The following is a 20,816-nucleotide window of genomic DNA, read 5'->3' as shown; positions in this document are numbered from 1 at the left end:
AGACAAAGTCATCGCGCAAGTTAAAGATCTGGTGTCGAGTTACAATACGATGCATGATCGCTTGAAAGAAGCCGGTGGAGTTATGAATTCATCTGTCCGTAAAAGCATGGAATCGTTAATCAGCTCATCTACCTATGAGCGAATCGGTATTCACCGTAACGGCGATGGTACTCTCAAGCTGGATGAAGAGCAGCTTAAGAAGAGCTTAAGCTCAAATTTCGAACAAACAACGAAAGCGATTAGCGGCAACTATGGCCTAGCTGACCGTCTATCATCAACAGCGGAAAGATACAATGAAGTCCAGGCGAGCAGCTTGCTGAACTCGAAAGCTCGCCAGGTGCAGCAATTCGCGATGTACCAGTCATCGATGCAAATGGCTATGCCGATACAGGCAAGCGGGTGGGTCGTGAATAGGCTTTATTAACTCGATACAGGCAATGAACAACAATTTACAGATAAAGGACATAATAGTTCAAAACCCGCTTGAGTAGATAAAAATCTATTCAGGCGGGTTTGTCCATGTTGTTGGTAGTGAATCCGACTCATGCGGTAGAGCGCTTCGCTGGCAGTGATGAGGTCAGGGGATTGATCCCGCTAAGGTCTACCATAATGTAAACTATGCAACCTGCTAAGGTTGCTTATTTCATTATGGGGACTTAAGCTGATCGAACCAAACTGGGGCGCTCCGCGCGGCGGCATGAAGTGAAAATTCGGGATCCCCGCAAAGTAATCGGAATAGGCTTCGGTGCATCTCGTCACTTTGTGAGGGAAAAAACGGCATCGATATTTCTGGGCACACTTGCCGATAACGATGTTATCATTAAGATAATCAACTTACTTATCGCGCATCCTGAAGATTGGGGGCAGTTTCATAATAGAAGCAAACACTACAATTGATTTTGCTGATACGCAAGGGCACTGGGCTGGAAAGACGATCGATGTTTTCATCAAATTGCAATTGATTAAAGGCTACGACGACGGTACGTTCAAGTCGGATCAAACGATTACACGTGAAGAAATGGTTGTCATACTGTCCCGCATTGTAAACCTTAACGACCTGGCGAAGGACACAACAAGAGGCAATTTCAATGATCTGAATGGTTCTTATGCAGCTAGCAAGATCAAAGCAGAAGCGCAAGCAGGTATCGTTAGCGGTAAAGGGGATGGGAAATTCGAACCCAAGAGCAATGCCACACGTGCAGAAGCGTTGCAGATCATCTTGAATGTGCTGGAGCTTAACCCACAGTTGAAGAAGTTGTTGGATTCACTTAGCTAGTATCTGTGAAGGACGCCCGATCGGGGCGTCCTTCATTTCGTTGTAAACGTTCAAATAGCTTATAGCTATGAAGCTCTTACTTGGGGTATATGTTTAAATGCTTAAACGGTGCTAATTTTAGTAAGATATTACCTGAGGATTTTGAAAATCTAATTGAGGTTCTATTAGATGAACGAAATATTTACGGAAGGTATGATGTTGGTGATCATGAGATTGAAGCATTGACCTTGTCCTGAAAAAGTAGACACGTAGAAAGCCTCAATGAACCCAATTAACCTAACTTTCTCCGACCAGGAATGGCGGGACATAATCGTTGGAGGAATGTGTTCTCCGACGGTTGTAAAAGAGCTCGATATATTCAAACACAGCTTTTTTAGCCTCTGCTCGTGTATTGAATGTGTAATCATTGAGCCATTCCATTTTCAACTTTCCCCAAAAGGATTCCATTGGAGAATTATCATAACAGTTTCCTTTGCGACTCATGCTGCAGATAAATCCGTTCTTCTCAAGAAGTTTCTGGTAGCCTTTACTGGCGTATTGAACGCCGCGATCAGAATGTACAATAAGTCCTTTGGATGCACCTGTGCGGCCAATTGCTTGCTTCAGGGCAGTACAGACAAGCTCTGTTTTCATACGACTATCCATCGCCCAACCTACGAGTTTTCGGCCATGTAAATCCAACACGCCAGCGAGATAAAGCCATCCTTCAGCAGTTGCTATGTAGGTAATATCACTCAACCACTTTTCATTGGGTTTGCTCGTTGTAAAGTCCTGGTTCACGATGTTATCTGCAACAGGCAGATTGTGGTTTGAATTTGTTGTTGCTTTGTATTTCTTTACCACTTTTGATCGGATCCCGTTAGCTCGCATTAACCGCGCAACGCGGCCGCGACTGGCTTTCTTCTCTGACGGTAAATTCTTAGTAATCTGTGGTGATCCGTAGATTCTGCGACTGTTTGTGTGGATGTCTTTTATCGTATCAAGCAGCTCTTGGTTCGCTTTGCTACGTTTGCTTTCCGGTCGCTTGATATGAGCATAATAGCCGCTTCTTGAGACGCTAAGAGCCTGGCACATCTTCGCAATCCGAAACTCGAAGCGGTGTTCAAAGATAAATTTGAACCTCATTATTTCTGATTTTTCGCGAAGTAGGCTGCCGCCTTTTTTAGAATATCATTCTCTTCCTTGAGATCCGCTAACTGCTTTCGAAGCTTACGTACCTCATCATCTTCAGCCTTAAAGTGACCGCTGCCTGGAAACGCACTGTCTCCGTCTTGTTTATAAAATTTCACCCAGTCTCGGACTGTGGTGTATGAACATTCAGTTCCTTGGCCGCATCCGCAAATGTTGTTTCGCCGGCTAGTATTCGCAATACAACCTGTTCCTTAAATGCCTTATCAAACTTCTTCCGTTGCCCCATAGTATATCCCTCCACTTTTATTATAGAGGTTTTCTATGTGTCTATCTATTCAAGGCAGGGTCACTTATTCCAAGTGAGTTTTCGATGGACATTTGATTGCAGACTTTAAGGTCTTGCATTAAGATACTCCTTTTCTAAAATTGTTTTATTATTGGTATATCAATCGAACATATACCTCCTCTAATACCGGCTTCTGCCCGTTAGTTGAGCGCCACCTTGTGAGTTCTAATACTATATTTTTCATTAATACACAATTAAATGCACTAGCTATGAAAAAGATATCACCAATGTGACCTTCTACAGGGGGATTATCTAGTATTTCATATCGTCTCATCACACTTACTATTTCTCAATTTACAATCGTTTCAAAGTTTGAATGCACGCTTTAGTGAAAACCACATCAGGGAATATACCCAAGCGAATTGGATCGGCTACAGTAAGTTGGACAGATAAATTGAGGGCCAGTAGAATGAAACCAATAGACAAGGAGCGAAACTACTATGCCCAAAGAGAGACGTACATTCACAGATGAATTCAAGAGCCAGATGGTTCGGTTGTATGAAAGCGGAAAATCACGAATAGATATTGTCCGAGAATATGATTTGAGCGCATCAGCCTTAGATAGATTTATGAGTGAAGGGCTTATCTGGGGAGAACAACCAAGTGAAACAGCGTATCATGCGAAGGAACTATTTTTGAAGCACCATATCAGGACAGTTCTAGTCCCAGGAGCGGGTTACGGTAGGAATACAAAAATACTCTCCGATACATTTGAGGTAGATGCAATCGAACTTTCATCAGAGGCGGTTATCCTTTCACGGCAATGGGGTGACAAGAGCTGTTTTATCGAAAAATCTATATTTGATTTATCAGTCACTAACAAGCAATACGATAGAAAACTAGCTTATTTAGATCTTAATGGTATTTGGTTAGCTCTTAATACTGAGGAAAATATCCCGCGAAATGAAATTCAGCTATCTTACACACATATTGCGTTTACAGTTGATGAGATGGAACTGACTAAGTTAGAACAACGACTAAAGGAACATTCCATAAATATTTTACCTGACCGCGATAGAGACCTAAGGGACAAGAACTCGATTTATTTTACCGATCCTGACGGGCATAAGTTTGAGTTTCATACAGGAACTTTGCAGGATCGTCTACAGTATTATCGAGACGAAAAGCATCATATGACGTTTTATGATTAAACAGGTAACTTCTGAACAAAACACCAGCTTTTTTACATATGTTCATAAATGAAAGTAATTATTCTCCAGTAGGACGGGTTCATCCTCCACAACACCCCCAGTATGCGGAACACACTCCCATATTCATAGAGGAACTAATGGAACAAAATATGGAACTGAACAGAAGAGCAATACTAGTCCCAAAACTAACTATTACCTAACCAACGTGATGTTATCCTAAGGTTACAGGTTGTTGCAACAACACTGAATAAAACATTGGAGGCTTATATGATGAAATTAACAGGTAATTTTAAAAAAATCGGGGTGGCTATGCTAGTTGTTTCGGCACTGACAACATCCATAGTTGCGTCGGCAGCTACTAACGAGGAAAACGTATATGCCAAATCAACATCAGTAACAACGGGAGATGGGCAGAAACTGAATAAAGCACCTGCTTCGGACACGGCTCCAATTACTATTGACGAAAAGACCGGCGAGTACAAAGTGAGCATCGATGGCGACAAAACTTGGACTCCGTATGAAGCAGTAACAGCGGCTATGAGTCCAATGATAAAAATAGCACAGAGATTTGGAATGCATTAAAAAGAAAGTCTGATTTTGGTGAAGACATATTTCCAAAATCACTGGAGCAATTTAATTTATAGGACTAAATAATCTTAAAAGTAAGCAAAAATGACATCACAAAATCCGGCTATTTACGGTGGAAGACAGACCAGACCATTGAGGGATAATCGAAAAATGTTCTTGTCATCCGACAAAAATGTTGGTTGTTGTCACAGGACAAGAACTTGATCCCTTAGACGATAATGGACAAGAACTTAGTCTCTTTGCCGATTAGATAGTTATTAAATCATATTTCGGTAGTAAAATCGCACAGGTAAAATATTCATTCAGAAGAAATATCAACACTTTAGGCGGCTACTTCACCAGTTGCTGCTGAAGATGATGATTAGGATTTATATTACCACTTTTTTCACGGAGGATTTGGATTCAAAGACTGAAGAAATTTGTAGTTAGCTTACGCTGATTAGAATTCGAATAAGATAGTTCATTGAAGAAGTACAAGCAAGGTGTTAAGTATGCGAATAAATGAGCAAGATATCAAAAACGTTGTTATGTTAAAATAAATTCGTCTTAAATTCTTATCGAAAATGGAGGATTTTTTTTGATGAAAAATACACAAAATGATATTGATGGCCTGAATGAAAATTTCCGCTCTCTGCTTGAGCGTACCCAGATCCATGCTGTTGATTTTCTCTGCAGATTGGACAGGCAGTCTGTCAGCGCAACTACAGACACAGGTACATTACGGCGTCGATTGGGCTTGCCCCTTGGCAATGATGGCATTCCCGCCGAACGCGTGATAGACGAGTTAGTGGCTGCCACCGAAGGAGGACATTTGGGCTCTGCAGGGGGACGTTTTTTTGCCTGGGTGATTGGCGGTGCACTGCCTTCAGCACTTGCAGCCGATTGGCTTACTTCCACCTGGGACAATAACGCAGCTCTATATGCTTGCGGGCCTGCCGCTTCTGTAGTGGAAGAGGTTGCCGGAGCCTGGATCAAGGAGGTTCTTGATCTGCCTAGCACAGCTTCGTTCGCATTTACCACCGGCTGCCAGATGGCGCACTTCACCTGCCTCGCCGCAGCACGTCACGCGCTCCTACGGGATAGGGGATGGAATGTGGAGCGAGACGGGTTGACCGGAGCTCCCGCAATACGTATTCTGGCGTCCGAACAGCGCCATGGAAGTATCGAACGAGCTCTGCGCTTCCTCGGTATCGGAACAGCTGCCTTGGTTCCTCTCACAACCGACGCAGATGCGTGTGTCACAGTAGATGTGCTGTCCACAGCGCTTAAAGCTTCTGATAGCCCAACAATTGTTATTCTTGACGCAGCGGATCTTAACGTAGCTGCGATCGATCCGTTCATCGAACTCATCCCCATCGCGCGAGCAGCGGGGGCATGGGTGCATATCGACGGTGCGTTTGGACTTTGGGCGCGAGCAAGTGGACACCATCGAAGCAAACTGGCAGGAGTCGAACTGGCGCATTCATGGGCGACAGATGCGCATAAGTGGCTGAATACACCGAAGGACATAGGAATAGCCCTAATTACTGACTCCGATGCACATCGCGCTGCAATGGGGATTAGCGCAGACTATCTGACCCATGATGCGGAAACACGCGACCAAATCAACTGGACACCTGATTGGACTCGACGCGCACGAGGCTTTGCGGTTTATGCAGCGTTGCGCGAGCTTGGCAGAACTGGCGTGGCCAATCTCATAGAGCGGAGTTGTGATCATACCTCAGCGCTTGCAAACGGTATCGCATCGTTACATGGCGCCGAGCTAGTTTTTGCACCCACGCTGAACCAATCACTGGTCAGGTTCCTCTCGCCAGAGATCGATGCTTCAGAAGAAGATCACGACGCTCGCACCACCTCTGTGATTGCCGCTATCAACGCGGAAGGAACGGCATTTTTCAGCGGCACAGTTTGGAGAGGGCGGAGTGCAATGCGAATCAGCGTTGTCAACTGGCGCACATCGGACGCCGATGTGCTTGCGACAGTAGATGCAGTCGCGCGTGTGCTCGCCAGTATAGACCTTATCTAGAATTATGTTAATTGACATAATATGGTGCCCGGATTAATTGTACAGTTAAAATAAAAAAAAGGCTGGTCCTCAACAATCTGATATGCTCCCCTTTAAGTAGACAGGTTTAAAAAATAAACCGGCTACTTAAAGGGGAGTATTTCTTTGTCAAAGAAGAATGAGTATAACGCTATAGAGAAATTAGCGATCATAGATGAACTGGCTGCAGGTAGAGGCACTCGGGAGGAAGTAGCTCGTAAATACAACATCAGCGTTAACACCCTTGTGAAATGGCGGCACCGCTATGCGTTTTACGGAATGGACGGATTGGAGATTCGGATTCGTAATCGAAGTTACTCCGTAGAACTGAAGCTCCAGGCGGTGCAAGATTATCTTTCCGGTCAGTATTCACAATATAAAGTCATCGATAAATACAAAATCGCAAGCCGAACTCAGCTCAAAAGTTGGATAAACAAGTATAATGGTCATAGCAGCTTTAAATCGGATAACGAGGGAGCAAAAGCTATGACAAAGGGTCGGTCTACAACGTGGCAAGAACGAATCGATATCGTGCTCCATTGCATTGCACATGAGCGAGACTACGGAAAGACAGCAGCGCAGTTTAAGGTTTCCTACAACCAAGCATACCAGTGGGTGAAAAAGTACGAGGAAGGCGGAGAGAAACGGATTGCAGGACGGTCGGGGCCGCAAGAAAGCGCCTGAGGAACTGACCGAAGCTGTAAGAGGACAAGAACATATAACCATTTGAATCCGCAATTTGAGCGGATTTTTTATTTTATGGATATAATTGCTTGTCTTTTCTAAAAGACAAGAAGTTATACTGTTTTCCAATAATGGACACGAAGAAGTTACCCTTCCCATAGTAGCTAAACATTACAGATTAATGGTCTGTTTAACATTATACAATACATCTCTATGTCCCAAAATTCTGCTTTCTTAACATGTTCATATTTGAACAATGAAAGATGTCAAAAACAAGCTTCACACATACACAAAGGCAGTCAGCCCAGAAGGATCGACTGCTTTGTTTAACTAACGGGCGTGGTCAAAATCTGAGAAAACGAGAGCATTTAAGAGATAAGCGATTCTCCATAGAGGGAGTGTGGTGGAATAATAATCCAATTCTTTTTATAAATGATTTCTTAAAACTATCGTACTAGGTATCAAACTTCGTTTGAACATTTATCAAGTTCAATAAATAATTTTATAGTTGCCTATTTGTGGAATGGGGACCCGCCAACATCTTCTCTTACTCTAAGATGAAACGAACGTCCATTCAAAGGATCATAAATATGAATTGCATTGCGTAATTGGATGATCAAACTCTTAATCTCACTTTCTCTTTCTAGATAGAACAGTGATGCTTGAATTAAAGGATTATTCGGTTCGGGATTGCTTACTTCTGCTCTTATAAAATTCAATAGTTCCCTTAATTCCATACGATGCTCAGCACCCGACTGGACAAGGTCAAGTGTGGTATCAATTCTCATGAAAAGGTCGTAAAGAACTTCCTCTTTTTCCTCTTGTCGGTCCTCTAAACCCCAGTTGATATATCGTTCGAATGAAACCTGTTTAAGGAGGGGAATGGAATTTGAAGCCACCATATGCTTAACAAGTACGTTAAGTTTATCCAATATGAAATTAGCTGTTTCTTCCAATGACAGTAGTTTTTCTTCATAAATAATCCAAAGCAAATACTCTTTCAGAATAGCTCTATACATAGATACCAGGTCCCAAAGAAATGGTTTGATTTCTTCTCCATACATTTGCTCCAGGCACTCCATATGCCACCTTATTAATCGTCCCCGTACTTTGTGTCGAAGAGGTTGGAATTTTGGGTCTTGTTGAATAGGTAATTCAGTGAATTCAACTAGAATGAACTTATACTTAATAAAATACCTAAAACGTAAAACGATCTGCTGTAAAAATTGCTCCTTTGATGAGAGTCCGGGAAGTCGCTTTAGATCTTCAACTTGGTCAAAATATGCATTATGACACTGGTCAAATACTTCACTGAATAGGTCTTCCTTGGATGGGAAAAACTTATAAACGGATCCCTTGGCAATCCCACAATCTTCCGCAATGTCTTGGATGGTTATCTCAAGAAACCCCCGTTCTTTAAAAAGTCTCGTTGCTGATCGCACAACCTCTTGCTTGGATACGCTCATTAAGATTTACCTCCCACTTGACTAATTGTGACTAATTGTACATAATAATGAACATAAAGTCAAAAACTATAGTTCAATTTATTGAACATTAAGTCAAAACCAAAAAAACAAGGAGAGTGGCCTTAAAATGGAACGACTGTTAGATCCCAAAAAAACAGCACTTGTGGTGATCGACTTGCAAAAATGGCTTGGTAAACAATATGCGCCTTATTCGGCAGAGCAGGTGATCTCAAACGCAGCAGACTTGGCTGATACTTTTCGGGAGCAAGGCTCATTGGTTATGATAGTTCGGGTTTCCAGTAAAGATATGAAAGATATTCCGAACCCCAAACTTGATATTGCGCCGCCTATGTTAAATTTACCGAATGGATGGGATCAAATTGTTCCAGAAATGCGCGTAAGGGATACAGATCATATCATTACAAAAAAACAATGGGGTGCCTTTTATGGTACGGAGTTAGATTTGCAACTGCGTCGCCGAGGGATAGATACCATTGTATTATGCGGCATTGCTACAGGACTTGGGGTAGACACAACGGCACGAGAAGCATTTATGCATGGTTATAATCTCATATTTGCGATAGACGCCATGACTGGATTTACGCAAGCAGAGCATGACCATGTCAAAAATTTCATCTTTCCTCGTATTGGACGAATCCGGAGCACAGAAGAAATTATTTCTGCAATACAAGAGTCGTAAACTAAACGTATTGATAGGCCCTTGGAATAATTCGTTTTCCAAGGGCTAATTTTGTTAGGGGAGTCACGAATTTATGACTAATATAGAGGAGTGGAGGAGTGAATACGGTCTATTCCCTCGTAATACTTGAAAAATAGCTATTCAGCTAACGCAGAACTGTAGTTCAAACACGACACAACGGCAGTCGGCACACGATCGACTGCCGTTGTCCGTTGAAGTAAAGGGCAGTTATGCGTGGTGGTGATCCGTCTAATGAGATGCATCCTTATACATTTGAAGTTTCACAAAACGTTTGCTAGAAGATCGACATGAAATATTTTATGTCAGCTAACGCTATCGTGAAGCTGTGTGAGCAAATCGTCGAGCGTTGTCCGATCGTTCCTTTCGGGATTATGAATGTAGAATGGAACATTACCGACCCATTGGCGATTGGGTGTCGGGTGACAAGAACATTATCTCATGAATAGCGGCGTAAATCGCGGATTTTTATTTTATGTGATCAAGTTCTTGTCAAAACCCAATGACAAGAACTTGATCACATTCCCGATTTTGACAAGAACTTGATCTCATTCCCGACGAATCCGGTTCATGACTTTTTTTGTCACGCAAACGGGAGGATAGCTTAGGGATATCGAAAAAGGAATTTGATTGATCTCCGTCTCAACCGTTTGTAGCTGCTGGCAAGCACCGCGTCACCTACTCCTGCAGCTTGCGAGAAGCCACGGCTATAACCGTGTGGTATTTATCACATTCATACATTATTAATATAAATTATGAAAAAAAAATATTATATTTATCATTATTACTATATAAAACGCACTTAAGATTATAACCGAACAAGCAACCGATCAATGGTTTGCATAGGGTGCTTGTTGAGACAGGAGCGGAGAGAGAGTCGCTCCGGGAGCGCCTTGATCGGCTGATCGAGCGGTGGATGGTGGAAGGAGAGGTAGCGCTCGGACTTGGCCGGAGCGATCGAATCGGATAGCATGAACCTGCAGGTATCCCGTCTCTTCAAGAGGTGGGATTTTTTATTGCTGGAAGGCTGCATTCCTTTGCGGGTCTCGGCTCGTCTAGAGCCAAGCAGAGGTTATTTTCTAAAAAATATTCGCTCCCAATGAAAAATAATCGAGCGCCCAGTTGTATTGAAAGTGAAAGGAGGTGCTGAGGTGTACAATTCATTTGAGCTCAATGAATCTGTGCGACGGGCTTTGGATCTTTATTCGCAAAGCTTGATCAAGATCGCCTTCGCCTACTTGAAGAACACGGCGGACGCGGAAGAAGTAGCGCAGGACGTCTTCCTCTCTTATTTGCAGAAGCGCCCCGTATTCGAAAACGGCGAACACGAAAAAGCCTGGCTAATTCGAACGACCATTAATAAAAGCAAAAATATGCTGAAGGCCGGGTGGTTCCGAAGCCGCAACCCGGTTCCCGAAGACCTGAGCTACCTCCCCAAGGAAGAAAGCGACGTTCTGCACACCGTGCTAGCCTTGGACAAGAAGTATCGGATTCCGATCCATCTGCACTATTACGAAGGCTATTCCATCCAGGAGATCGCGACGATCCTTGAAGCCAAACCCGCCACGGTTGGGACATGGCTGGCGAGAGGGCGCGCGCTCCTTAAGGAGAAGATTGGAGGCATGAAGGATGAAGAAGTCTGTTTATAAGTCCGCGATGTCCCATTTGAAGACCAGCGATGATTTCCAAGAAGCAACCTACAAAAAATTGATGGATCATAAGGAGCGGATGAACATGGAATTGGCGAAGAAGAGAAAAGTAATAGGTTGGACGGCGGGCATCGCGACGTGCGCGGTGCTCGCGGTGGGCATTCTCGCGTTGAATCATAACTCTCCGGCGACGACGCCTTCGTCGCCGCCCGCGGCTACCGCGACGGCGAAGCCTCCGATCATGGGCAAGGTGGCGGTCAATATCGACGGCGTCATATCCGAGGTGAGCGCGGACGGTAAGAGTTTCAAGGTGGGCGACCTGTGGGTAGACGTTACGGATCAAACGAAGCTGGGCAGCAGCGTACCGACGGCGGCGAATCCTTCTGAAGAGCTGCTGCAGAAGAACTTCCAAGTCGGCGACATCGTGTCCGGCTACACCTCCAAGGACGTCAGCACCGGCAAGGTTACGGCCGACGTGATCTACAACCTCTTCGCGTTGGAGAAGGACAGCAAAGCGAAGCCCGCGATTAAAGGCAAGGCTGCCGTCAACATCGACGGCGTCATCTCCGAAGTGAGCGCGGACGGCAAGAGCTTCAAGATCGGCGATCTGTGGATCACGGTAACGCCGGAGACGAAGATGGGCATCGACGGCCCGACGGCCGCCGCGCCCTCGGAGGAACTGCTGCAGAAGGAGTTCAAGGTCGGCAACATCGTATCCGGCTTCACGACCGATGACGTCAGCACGGGCAAGGCCAACGCGACGAACATCTACAACAACATGACTCCGCAGAAATAAGCTACGAATTGATCAGAGCAACCTCTCCTAAGAGGGTGCCCTCTTCATTAGGAAGGCTCCCTAAGCCGGCGAGGATCAGAATCCACAGCTGATAGGCGTGAGAGGAATTTGCAGCTGCGCTGCCGCGGTATCGATACTATTGTTCTGTGCGGAATTTCCAATTCCATCGGTGTGGATACTACTGCCCGTGAAGCTTTTCAACATGGATAACATCAGATTTTTCGTGGAAGAAGCCATATCATCTTATCTGTTCGTAACCGTCTATCAAGTACGTTATTTATTGAGGTGATCCAAGTCTAGGTGTTTCCAGATTTGGAAACATGGTCACTGGCACTGGTATTGCTGAGTGAACTGACATGGCCGAAATATTCTGTCATTGGATATATCACTTGCTTAATAGCGGCTCTATTGACTTTAAAGAATTTTCAGCTATTTCGTTTATCCTATTTATCTATCAAGAATCTAATACAGGGTTATGGCGCGGTAATCCTAACTGTAAAAACGAAATTAACCATCCCTGACGATGTTAATAAAATAGAGCCTTGAGCGCTTGTATTATATTGTTCTTGGCTCTATTTTATTTTGTTTATTATTTTAGAAAGAATAAACAAATAAACGTAGAACTAAATTTTAACAGTACTAAGAAACAGTAGATACACAAAAATATCAATCTTTTACGCATAGAAAACTCTTTTAAAATTATTGTAGAATCGAAATACTAAATCGGCACGAAAAATCACAAAACTTATGAGAATGATTTGCTCTTTATTTGAACGCTTTGTTAATTCCTATGGTTGATTCTAATCATTAAATCTACCGACCAGGACATAATAGTTGTATAAGGTAATCTTCGACTTATTTGCGAGAGAAGAATAGGAGGCTTAGGAATTGAAATGCTAATCGGTCACATAAAAGAAATTGTTCGTCATCCCGTTAAATCGTTCCATGGAGAAAGTGTACAAAAAACTAAAGTGATGAAATATGGTTTATATGGAGACCGTAGCCATGCTTTTTTAGACGAAACAAGACCTGGAAAGTATCTAACAATAACACAATTCCCAGAAATGGCATTATATAATGCAAGATTTGTGGGAGAAGAGCTAATAGAAAAATTTCCTAAGGTTGAGATCACGACACCAGAAGGTGAAATTTTCGATTGGGAACATGAAGAGCTGATTAAACAGTTAGAAAATAAATCGAAACGAGCTATTTCTCCTATACAATATTCTCCTTCTTTTATTCCTTTGGGGGCAATTGAGGAAGAACATTTACAATTGGTAACGGACGCTTCATTACAAAAAATTAAAGAAATATGGGGGAAAGAAGTAAATTACAGGCGTTTCCGTCCTAATCTATTACTCACATTAATTGAGAAAGTTCCTTTTGTTGAGGAAACGTGGTTTGGAAAACGGATAAAAATAGGAAATGAAGTGGAAATCGAATTAAAACGACATTGTGAGAGGTGCATGATTGTTACTGTTAACCCTGATACTGCTGAAAAAGATGCCACGCTTTTGAAAACTATTGTGAAAGAGCGAAATAATTTTTTTGGAGTATATGCTTCTGTTATAAAAACTGGCGAAATTCACGTGAATGACAAAGTTTCTCTAATTGACTGACAATTGCAAAGTCATTCAACTTTTTTAGACGGTACTATTCTTGGTGAGGATTGTATTTCTAGCTTATATGGGTATGTAACTTGGATAAGAAAACCTAACGATAGCTCCACTCAAGAAATAGCATTATCTCCTAAAAAGCAAATAGCCTTTGCCGCATCGGTATCATACCCTTTCTCGACGTCCGTATCGGGCGCAATCCTCCCAACGTACAGCGTTTATGCAGCAACGAAGGGGGCGGTCGAGCAGTTGACACGTCAATTGACCAAGGAATTCGGTCCCAAGGACATCGTCATCAATTGCATCGTGCCCGGGCAAGTGGTGTTATGTTATATAGAAATATGTCGGATGACAAAAATATGAGCCGATTAATTACCGCGTAAATTGCGGTTTTTTTGCAATGTTAAGAATATGTACCGAATGCCGAAAAAGGCCAAGAAAGTATACCGATTGCCGATAAGCTATTTATCAAGTGTTTGGCTTATTTCACAATAAAATCAAGATTCGACTTTTGTTCTGCGGGGTATTCAGCTCTGACGGGTAACGTTAGTTTAAAAAATAAGGGGCAGTTCAAGTGGAGGTGGGTCTTTTTTTATTTCAAAGAAAACTTTATTTTCAGCTGACAGCCGCCAGCTTTCTGGTACTTCCGGTCCGCACGGAGCTGCTGCGGCCGGCTGGCGATCTTCCTGTTGTCTCGTCCGGGTTGAGAGTATAACGATTCCGAAGTATCTATGGATAAAATCATGCGTAATATCTATGATAATAATAGAAACAATAATATTGATCAATGATTATTTAAAACATACAATTAACTTCGTAAACAACCCTAATTAAACTAATTTATAAGGAGGATCTGTTCATGTCAAACTTTGTTGCAGAAATTCAAATACCAGACAGCGCGTTGGCTAAAGCAGCCGCAGAGATGCTTCGAGAGTTTGGAAACGACTTACTATGGAATCATTCCCACCGGGTGTACCTATTTGGTGCACTGATGGGAAAAAGAAATAATGTTAAGTATGATTCAGAGCTGCTGTATATCAGCGCTTTGTTCCACGACCTAGGACTTACCAAGCACTACAGCAGTCCAGATAAACGATTTGAGGTGGACGGAGCTAATGCAGCACGTAATTTTTTACGAAGTTATGGAGTACCGGAAGAATCTGCGCGGCTCGTATGGGATGCCATCGCCTTGCATACAACCATTGGAGTGGCCCAGTATAAAGAATCGGAAGTCGCCTTGATTTACACTGGCGTTGGCTATGATGTTATGGGAGAAAACTTTGATGCACTTACTGAAGAGATGCGAAACCAAGTAACATCGGCTTATCCGCGCGATGGATTTAAGAACAAAATTTTACCGGCATTTCTTGAGGGGTTTGCTCATAAACCGGAAACGACCTTTGGCAATATCAAGGCAGATGTATGTGCCCGGTTGCTCCCGGGCTTCAAACGCACCGATTTTTGCGATTGTGTACTTCATTCGCCATGGCACGAATAAGATTTTTTAGCAAATCGATTCTTTAAAAGCTGCTCTTAACAATCCCCGTCGGACAGCTGTCGGGGATTGTTTTGTTTATCTAAAATTATCTATAATGTAGCTGACTATGACTCGAAATCGTTGATTAAAATATGATTCTATAAAGAGTTCAGGAAACTGGAGGTACAGGATGGAAATCCGGCAATTGGAATATTTCATGGAAGTCTGTCACGAGCTGCATTTTACAAGAGCATCCGAGAAGTTAGGTGTCACGCAGCCTACACTTAGCCACCAGATAAAAGCACTTGAAGACGAATTGGGTTTACCTTTATTCGATCGGATAGGAAAGAAGACAGCAATTACTGAGGCAGGATTTATTTTGCTAAAACATTGCCATACCGTATTTCACAGCCTTGAAAGCGCACTGGAAGAAATTCAGGAACTGCAAGAGATCAAACGAGGACGTCTTTCCATGGGGGTTTTGCCGGGGGAATTAAATTCGCTTGTTTGCCGTCTGCTGCCGGATTTTCATGACGCTTATTCAGAAGTTCAGGTTAGAATCATCACCGCGGACAATGTTGCGGAACGCTTGCTTCATAACGAGATCGACCTTGCTCTTACTATTACTCCTGTTCATGATGAACGAATCGTTTCCCAGCCCCTATACAACGATAAGCTTTATTTAGCAGTCAATGCTGGCCATCCCCTAGCGGAGAGACCCGAAGTAAGCCTAGAGGATCTTAAGAACCTCTCTCTTGTTTTGTTTCCTGAGAATTATCAGTGTCGGCAGCAGATTGATGCTATCTGCAGCCTCAGGAATATTCATTTACGACCTACCATCGAAACCGATTCTATTGAATCAATTATCAACCTTATTGAAGCAGGAGTCGGGGGCTCTATCCTTTCAGAAACCTTGATTAAGCAGTGGAACAGGCCTGGAATAAGAACATTGAGTATTGAGGAAGCCCCATTTAGTCGGCAAGTTGGACTAATTTATCACAAGGAGAAATATAGGGGGCAAACAGTTCTAAAATTTACCGAGCTTCTTCAGGAACAAATAAGTCAACTTGGACTATCTAATTAAATCTGTCCAAAGATTTGACCTGGAATGAATAGATGGGGTGCTGAATCAACCGTAAGCCATTCTTGAAAAGTGCAAACAGTACTAGCACATTTTGAGTATCCAAAGTATTGAGTCGATCATAATGGCAGCTTGGCTTATTTTGTTAAAGAAGATGGATGCACCCATTTTTTTATTTGCTTGTACAATACGATATTTCCTATTTTTTACTAACGTAATAGCGACCGGCTAACCAAGCGAATACGCAACAAATCAAACCGTAGCTAGTTAGAGAGTAATCTCCTTTAGAATTTCTACCATTTCATCAGTAGGTTAGCTCATTGTACTTTCTTTGGAATTTACTCCAGATGGAGTAGCTTTGGTTTATCATCGGAAGCTTCGTAAGAGGACAGTATAGATGTTAATAATCCAGGGAAACGTAATTCTAGATCCTAGGTCCTCAAGAATATGACCGCTGGGTATCTTGTATGCAAACTCTTACGACGCCAGTTCTCTTAATGTGCGGGCATGATGAGATATCGTGGATTTCAAAACGGGGTTCGAAGTCCCCACATGCCAGTTCACATCCTTTGTAGAGGTCCGAAACGATTAACAAGCGAATGGGATCGCTCAGTGCATATAAAACTGTTGTTTTATTATTCAATTATAATAGAACTAATGAAACACAAACTGGACCGAGGTTTTGCCTTAAAAGAAGCGCATAATTAAAGCATGATTCAAATAGCGTGAAAACAAACAATGTCATGGGTATGAAGGGAAGGGCTGTTACATTCCTCTTCGGAATTACTATTGTTCTCGTCATCATGAACACAAAAGATAATAAGCGCTGCCAAAAGCAGCCAAATCTTTCGGGCTGACTGCATCATCTACATTCTGGATTGTTATAGGGGTATTCCCTTGCATTTTCGAAATCACCTATTATGTAAATCCGGCTCTCCGATTTCATTCCGAAGGCAATTCATCATCGGCATTCTGTCTTTAAGCCTTGGGGCAGTTGCTTGGTTAGCATTGTATTATGAAAAACTGCAAAGTGTGGGAGGTGAATTGTTTATTTAAAAGAAAGAAGGGATCAGCGTGGGCAGATTATGGAGTCGGGATTTTGTAACGATCAGTTTAAGTCATTTTTTTATCTTCTTGACCTTTTATATGTTAGCCGTTACCTTGCCACAATTTGTACTCGATGAGCTGCATGGGAGTAGGGAAGGCATCGGACTTGTTATCACGCTTTTTATTATTACTGCGGTCATTTCAAGACCTTTAACCGGAAAGTGGTTAAACGAGATAAGCAAACGAAAACTTTTAATAATTACTTTAATTATTTCTACGTTATGTAGTTTGTCGTATACATGGATTGACAACTATTCGACCCTTCTCGTATTGCGGTTTATTCATGGTTTTGCTTTTGGGATGGTGACTACATCCACTTCAGCCATTGTTTTGGACATTATCCCTGAACATCGGAAAGGAGAAGGAGTTGGGTATTTTAGTTTGTTTATGAGTCTCGCGATGGTAATTGGGCCTTTTGTAGGCTTATGGATAACAACGCAAATTAACTATGGTGTTATGTTCATAGCGGTTGCTGTTTTTTCTCTGCTGTCTTTATTGTGTGGGTTTATTACAAGGCTCCCGAGTCACGTGAACGCAACATCAAAGGTATTTGTCAAAGGGTTTCGACGTTACTTTGAGACGCTGGCGATGCCTATTTCCGTAGTTGGTTTTTTTCTTGCGTTTTCTTATGGTGCCTTATCTACATTTATCTCAGTATATGCCAAAACGCTTGGGCTGGAGAGTATTGCAAGCTACTTCTTTGTCGTTTTGGCATTAATGATCCTCCTAACTCGACCTTTTACCGGGCGATTATTCGATCGAAAAGGAGAGCATGTCCTTGCTTATCCAGGTATGATCTTATTCATTTTCGGAATGATCTGGTTAAGCCAATCTTATTCAGCATCTGTATTTCTTATTACGGCAGGAATTATTGGACTCGGATATGGTGCTATTTTCCCTACCTTTATGACCATTGCGGTTAAAGCTTCACCCAGTCATCGTAGAGGAGTTGCTATGAGTACGTTTTTAGTGTTTTTTGACTCAGGATATGGAATAGGTTCCTATTTACTCGGTATTCTTGCAGCAATGACAAGCTATCACATGATGTACCTGATCGGTGGACTAATCATGTTATTTACTCTTATCATTTATTACTTTTTCCATCATCGGAGGCAGAAAATTGATTTTACTCGTGAAGCGGAAGTAACCACTCTGCTAGAGAAGAGCAAATTATAAGCCGTTTTCCACCATAAAATCCGAATATCCTAAAAACATCGCAAAATAATTGTTGCGATTTTTTCAAATGAACTCATCTCCGTGACGCGCTTGAAATGCTTATGAAGTGCCGATATGCTCAAATTCACGGACTTTGTGAGGTGCCCGATCGCCAGCGGGCGGTCATATTGCCGATTGATCAACCGATTTGTTTGAGTGATGTTGTAGGCATGGCTGCCGCTGATCGCAAATTGATAAAGGAGCGCACCTTGTTCGCCCTGAAGCATCCGATACAGAACTTCGCGGATGATAAGCGGCGCCAGAACTGAAATGTCTTCAGGCGTGCCGAGCAGTTGCATGAGCCGAACGATGACTTCGAGTAACACTGGAGACGTTTGGTTCACGGTTATACCTCGGCCGGATTCCACGGGGACGGAAGCCGGCCGATTCGTTTTTTCAACGATCTCCAGGATGACGGCGGCGTCGAAGCTCAGTTTCAAACTTAAATAGGGAATCTCGGGTGAAGCCTCGACAATTCTGCCCATGATCGCAATTCGACGGAAGTGACCAAGTAAGTCGAAGGATCGTATCGGTAGGTTTCATCAGCCAGCGTGGCCATCTTAATGCCCTGCGCCACGCCGCAAATGGATGGTTTGTAGACGGATTCCAACGGTTCCGACAAATGAGTGGCAGCATCAGCGACAAAGAAGGAATGGCCGTCGCTATCAGGGGCATGTCGACGTATTAGAAGTGCCAATTGCTGCAACGCTTGTTCCATGCGATGCGATTCGTCCATTGTGTCCATGTCGGCCAGCCTTTCCAAGATGGATGATTTTTACTTTTATATTTGGTGAAGGAAGAGAATTAGGCAAGGATCGGATAGTAATGGTCTAACGGCACCATACTAATACTTACTATAATGAATTTGCAAGGCGAATGATCGATAGGTCCAGAACATGTTAAAGGGGAGGGAAGGAAATGAGTTTGAATGGAAAAGTCGCGATCGTCACCGGGGCGTCGCGAGGCATCGGTCGGCAAGTGGCCATCCAATTAGCACGATCCGGAGCGAAGGTGGCGGTCAATTATTCCTCAAGCCGGGGCAAAGCGGACGAGGTTGTAATGACGATTGAGCAATTTGGCGGCCAAGCGGCGGCAATCCAAGCCGATGTGAGCAAGGTGAGCGAAGTCGAAGCGTTGTTCTCAGAAACGCTAGAGCGATTCGGGCGTGTGGACATACTGATCAATAATGCTGGGATTATGGAAAACAATGTGATCGCGGACGTGTCGGAGGAGATTTTCGATCGACATTTCACGCTCAACGTTAAAGGGACTTATTTTGCTTGCCAACAAGCGATGAAGCATATAGCGCAAGGCGGGACAATCATTAACTTCTCGACGTCCGTATCGGGCGCAATGCTCCCAACGATCGTTTTATGGGAATTTTCTTGTCGTTAGACTGCTGGACATCTGTCGGGTGACAAGAACATTGTCCGAATGAAGTCCACGGAAACCGTGGGCTTTTTTAGTTATCGGATCAAGTTCTTGTCAATTGGCGATGACAAGAACTTGATCCGATTCCCGATTGGTGACAAGAACATTGTCCGATTCCCGACAACCTTAGCAGAATCGGTTTGTGACACTATTTGTAGTATTATTATTTGAACTTGATCCAGAGGTGAGTTGTTTCGAAGGATAACAAACATAACCATATCGTCTGTTTGAAGCTGGAGATATCAAATACGTAAAAATATCACTTTCAAAAGGAGTTATCACTAGTAATATATGTGAAATTGGGTATCACACCTTAATCACCCTACACGCGGCGGCCGCGTTGTGCTAACTGGCAGTATAGTTCAATTTATAGTTGTATTTTCTGCCAAATTCATTCGGCATCTGTTATAATTTGGTTAAGATTAAAAATTAAGGAATTCAGTCGCGTGGTTGTGTGAGATGAATTTTGAACAGGAAGTGATTTTGTGAAAATACGTCAGGAAAAGCCTTCAGATTACGAAGAAGTGTACCAACTTTTAAGGGCATCATTTGCGACCTCTTCTCATGCAGATGGAACGGAACCAGACTATTTGAATGAGGTACGAAAAAAGGATACCTTCGTACCGGAGCTTTCATTAGTTGCTGAAAATGAGGATGGAAAACTGGTTGGGCAGGTCGTATTGTATGAGACGTGGGGTATCGTGCAGTTTTTCTTTGTGGAAACCCAAAAATCTATAAAAATTTGGGTTTCATTCCTACTTACCAGTACGACATTTTCCATGTAAATGATAAGACTGCTGAATGGAGTATGGTGTATGAGTTGTATGAAAACGCATTAGATGGTATATCAGGAACCGTAAATACGATATAAATTCAACTTTGGTTTTTATTCAGTTCCATTGAAGTAACGGATACATATAGTTGGATAAAACACTGACAAGGCTGACGGCACAATCGGCAGTCTTTTTGGCTCACCTAACGGGCAAATTGTTAGTTCAATGACAAGATGATTCCTTTAAAGGATAAAAGAGGGAATTATA

General features: G+C 42.9%; 17 protein-coding genes and 5 pseudogenes. 19 read left to right on the top strand and 3 right to left on the bottom strand.

The window, feature by feature from the left end; genetic code table 11:
• Both fliD and BM210_RS31815 read left to right on the top strand, forming a co-directional pair.
• Window positions 1–424 (top strand): flagellar filament capping protein FliD (gene fliD / locus BM210_RS31820; protein ID WP_177238122.1); only part of this gene is annotated, 424 nt, incomplete at its 5' end.
• A gap of 423 nt (window positions 425–847) precedes the next feature.
• Window positions 848–1,276: an S-layer homology domain-containing protein gene (locus BM210_RS31815; RefSeq protein ID WP_143101133.1), complete on the top strand. Its 429-nt coding sequence runs from the start codon at window positions 848–850 to the stop codon at window positions 1,274–1,276.
• Window positions 1,277–1,552: 276 nt separating this feature from the next.
• On the opposite strand, the pseudogene BM210_RS31810 reads toward BM210_RS31815, so the two are convergent.
• A pseudogene (locus BM210_RS31810) lies at window positions 1,553–2,693 on the bottom strand (IS3 family transposase).
• A gap of 845 nt (window positions 2,694–3,538) precedes the next feature.
• Between BM210_RS31810 and fosB the strand changes: the two are divergent.
• The 4 genes from fosB to BM210_RS31790 all read left to right on the top strand — a co-directional run bounded on the left by fosB (window position 3,539) and on the right by BM210_RS31790 (window position 7,220).
• On the top strand, window positions 3,539–3,904 hold the full coding sequence (fosB, locus tag BM210_RS35985) for a metallothiol transferase FosB (RefSeq protein WP_256224182.1): 366 nt from the start codon (window positions 3,539–3,541) through the stop codon (window positions 3,902–3,904).
• A 267-nt stretch (window positions 3,905–4,171) separates the two neighbouring features.
• Window positions 4,172–4,486: a hypothetical protein gene (locus BM210_RS31800; protein ID WP_143101132.1), complete on the top strand. Its 315-nt coding sequence runs from the start codon at window positions 4,172–4,174 to the stop codon at window positions 4,484–4,486.
• A gap of 586 nt (window positions 4,487–5,072) precedes the next feature.
• Window positions 5,073–6,518 carry a pyridoxal phosphate-dependent decarboxylase family protein gene (locus BM210_RS31795; protein WP_091176704.1) on the top strand — a complete coding sequence of 482 codons (1,446 nt, stop codon included), beginning with the start codon at window positions 5,073–5,075 and terminating at the stop codon, window positions 6,516–6,518.
• Window positions 6,519–6,662: 144 nt separating this feature from the next.
• Window positions 6,663–7,220, top strand: a complete 558-nt coding sequence (locus BM210_RS31790) for a helix-turn-helix domain-containing protein (protein ID WP_091176703.1) — start codon at window positions 6,663–6,665, stop codon at window positions 7,218–7,220.
• 512 nt (window positions 7,221–7,732) lie between these two features.
• On the opposite strand, the gene BM210_RS31785 is transcribed toward BM210_RS31790, so the two are convergent.
• Window positions 7,733–8,686 carry a TetR/AcrR family transcriptional regulator gene (locus BM210_RS31785; protein WP_091176702.1) on the bottom strand — a complete coding sequence of 318 codons (954 nt, stop codon included), beginning with the start codon at window positions 8,684–8,686 and terminating at the stop codon, window positions 7,733–7,735.
• Between the two features lie 127 nt (window positions 8,687–8,813).
• Between BM210_RS31785 and BM210_RS31780 the strand changes: the two genes are divergently transcribed.
• The 11 genes and pseudogenes from BM210_RS31780 to BM210_RS31730 all read left to right on the top strand — a co-directional run bounded on the left by BM210_RS31780 (window position 8,814) and on the right by BM210_RS31730 (window position 18,306).
• Window positions 8,814–9,386: a hydrolase gene (locus BM210_RS31780; protein ID WP_091176701.1), complete on the top strand. Its 573-nt coding sequence runs from the start codon at window positions 8,814–8,816 to the stop codon at window positions 9,384–9,386.
• 308 nt (window positions 9,387–9,694) lie between these two features.
• Window positions 9,695–9,853, top strand: coding sequence for a low molecular weight phosphatase family protein (locus BM210_RS35170; protein ID WP_177238121.1), 159 nt, complete (start codon window positions 9,695–9,697; stop codon window positions 9,851–9,853).
• Window positions 9,854–10,555: 702 nt separating this feature from the next.
• Window positions 10,556–11,053 carry an RNA polymerase sigma factor gene (locus BM210_RS31775; protein ID WP_091176700.1) on the top strand — a complete coding sequence of 166 codons (498 nt, stop codon included), beginning with the start codon at window positions 10,556–10,558 and terminating at the stop codon, window positions 11,051–11,053.
• Window positions 11,034–11,849, top strand: coding sequence for a DUF5666 domain-containing protein (locus BM210_RS31770; RefSeq protein ID WP_091176699.1), 816 nt, complete (start codon window positions 11,034–11,036; stop codon window positions 11,847–11,849). The genes BM210_RS31775 and BM210_RS31770 overlap by 20 nt, the downstream gene beginning before the upstream one ends.
• A gap of 105 nt (window positions 11,850–11,954) precedes the next feature.
• Window positions 11,955–12,056 (top strand): annotated as a pseudogene (locus tag BM210_RS31765) (isochorismatase family protein); the annotation flags it as partial.
• Between the two features lie 686 nt (window positions 12,057–12,742).
• Window positions 12,743–13,468: an MOSC domain-containing protein gene (locus tag BM210_RS31755; RefSeq protein ID WP_091176697.1), complete on the top strand. Its 726-nt coding sequence runs from the start codon at window positions 12,743–12,745 to the stop codon at window positions 13,466–13,468.
• Between the two features lie 171 nt (window positions 13,469–13,639).
• Window positions 13,640–13,786: pseudogene (locus BM210_RS31750) on the top strand (SDR family oxidoreductase); the annotation flags it as partial.
• 253 nt (window positions 13,787–14,039) lie between these two features.
• Window positions 14,040–14,180, top strand: a complete 141-nt coding sequence (locus tag BM210_RS35165) for a hypothetical protein (RefSeq protein ID WP_177238120.1) — start codon at window positions 14,040–14,042, stop codon at window positions 14,178–14,180.
• 144 nt (window positions 14,181–14,324) lie between these two features.
• A complete protein-coding gene (locus tag BM210_RS31745) occupies window positions 14,325–14,963 on the top strand; it encodes an HD domain-containing protein (protein ID WP_091176696.1) in 639 nt (212 codons plus the stop codon).
• A gap of 169 nt (window positions 14,964–15,132) precedes the next feature.
• On the top strand, window positions 15,133–16,026 hold the full coding sequence (locus tag BM210_RS31740; RefSeq protein ID WP_091176695.1) for a LysR family transcriptional regulator: 894 nt from the start codon (window positions 15,133–15,135) through the stop codon (window positions 16,024–16,026).
• A gap of 1,071 nt (window positions 16,027–17,097) precedes the next feature.
• Complete coding sequence (locus BM210_RS31730) at window positions 17,098–18,306, top strand: MFS transporter (RefSeq protein ID WP_256224179.1); 1,209 nt, start codon at window positions 17,098–17,100, stop codon at window positions 18,304–18,306.
• A gap of 29 nt (window positions 18,307–18,335) precedes the next feature.
• Here the strand turns inward: BM210_RS31730 and BM210_RS31725 are convergent.
• A pseudogene (locus BM210_RS31725) lies at window positions 18,336–19,063 on the bottom strand (AraC family transcriptional regulator).
• Window positions 19,064–19,263: 200 nt separating this feature from the next.
• Here BM210_RS31725 and BM210_RS31720 point away from each other — a divergent pair.
• Window positions 19,264–19,710, top strand: a pseudogene (locus BM210_RS31720) (SDR family NAD(P)-dependent oxidoreductase); the annotation flags it as partial.
• A 551-nt stretch (window positions 19,711–20,261) separates the two neighbouring features.
• On the top strand, window positions 20,262–20,561 hold the full coding sequence (locus BM210_RS31715; RefSeq protein ID WP_218185002.1) for a GNAT family N-acetyltransferase: 300 nt from the start codon (window positions 20,262–20,264) through the stop codon (window positions 20,559–20,561).
• The last annotated feature ends 255 nt before the right edge of the window (window positions 20,562–20,816 follow it).

This window comes from Paenibacillus sp. 1_12, assembly GCF_900114475.1.
Lineage (GTDB): Bacteria > Bacillota > Bacilli > Paenibacillales > NBRC-103111 > Paenibacillus_S.
Note: the sequence above shows the minus strand (reverse complement) of the source record. Positions and strands in the feature narration are given on the sequence as shown.

What these genes read in the sequence shown, in the direction of transcription:
- BM210_RS31800 (WP_143101132.1), top strand. Translation starts at nt 4,172, where the DNA reads ATGATGAAATTAACAGGTAATTTTAAAAAAATCGGGGTGGCTATGCTA.
- BM210_RS31795 (WP_091176704.1), top strand. Translation starts at nt 5,073, where the DNA reads ATGAAAAATACACAAAATGATATTGATGGCCTGAATGAAAATTTCCGC.
- BM210_RS31785 (WP_091176702.1), bottom strand. Translation starts at nt 8,686, where the DNA reads ATGAGCGTATCCAAGCAAGAGGTTGTGCGATCAGCAACGAGACTTTTT.
- BM210_RS31780 (WP_091176701.1), top strand. Translation starts at nt 8,814, where the DNA reads ATGGAACGACTGTTAGATCCCAAAAAAACAGCACTTGTGGTGATCGAC.
- BM210_RS35170 (WP_177238121.1), top strand. Translation starts at nt 9,695, where the DNA reads ATGAAATATTTTATGTCAGCTAACGCTATCGTGAAGCTGTGTGAGCAA.
- BM210_RS31770 (WP_091176699.1), top strand. Translation starts at nt 11,034, where the DNA reads ATGAAGAAGTCTGTTTATAAGTCCGCGATGTCCCATTTGAAGACCAGC.
- BM210_RS31755 (WP_091176697.1), top strand. Translation starts at nt 12,743, where the DNA reads ATGCTAATCGGTCACATAAAAGAAATTGTTCGTCATCCCGTTAAATCG.
- BM210_RS31745 (WP_091176696.1), top strand. Translation starts at nt 14,325, where the DNA reads ATGTCAAACTTTGTTGCAGAAATTCAAATACCAGACAGCGCGTTGGCT.
- BM210_RS31740 (WP_091176695.1), top strand. Translation starts at nt 15,133, where the DNA reads ATGGAAATCCGGCAATTGGAATATTTCATGGAAGTCTGTCACGAGCTG.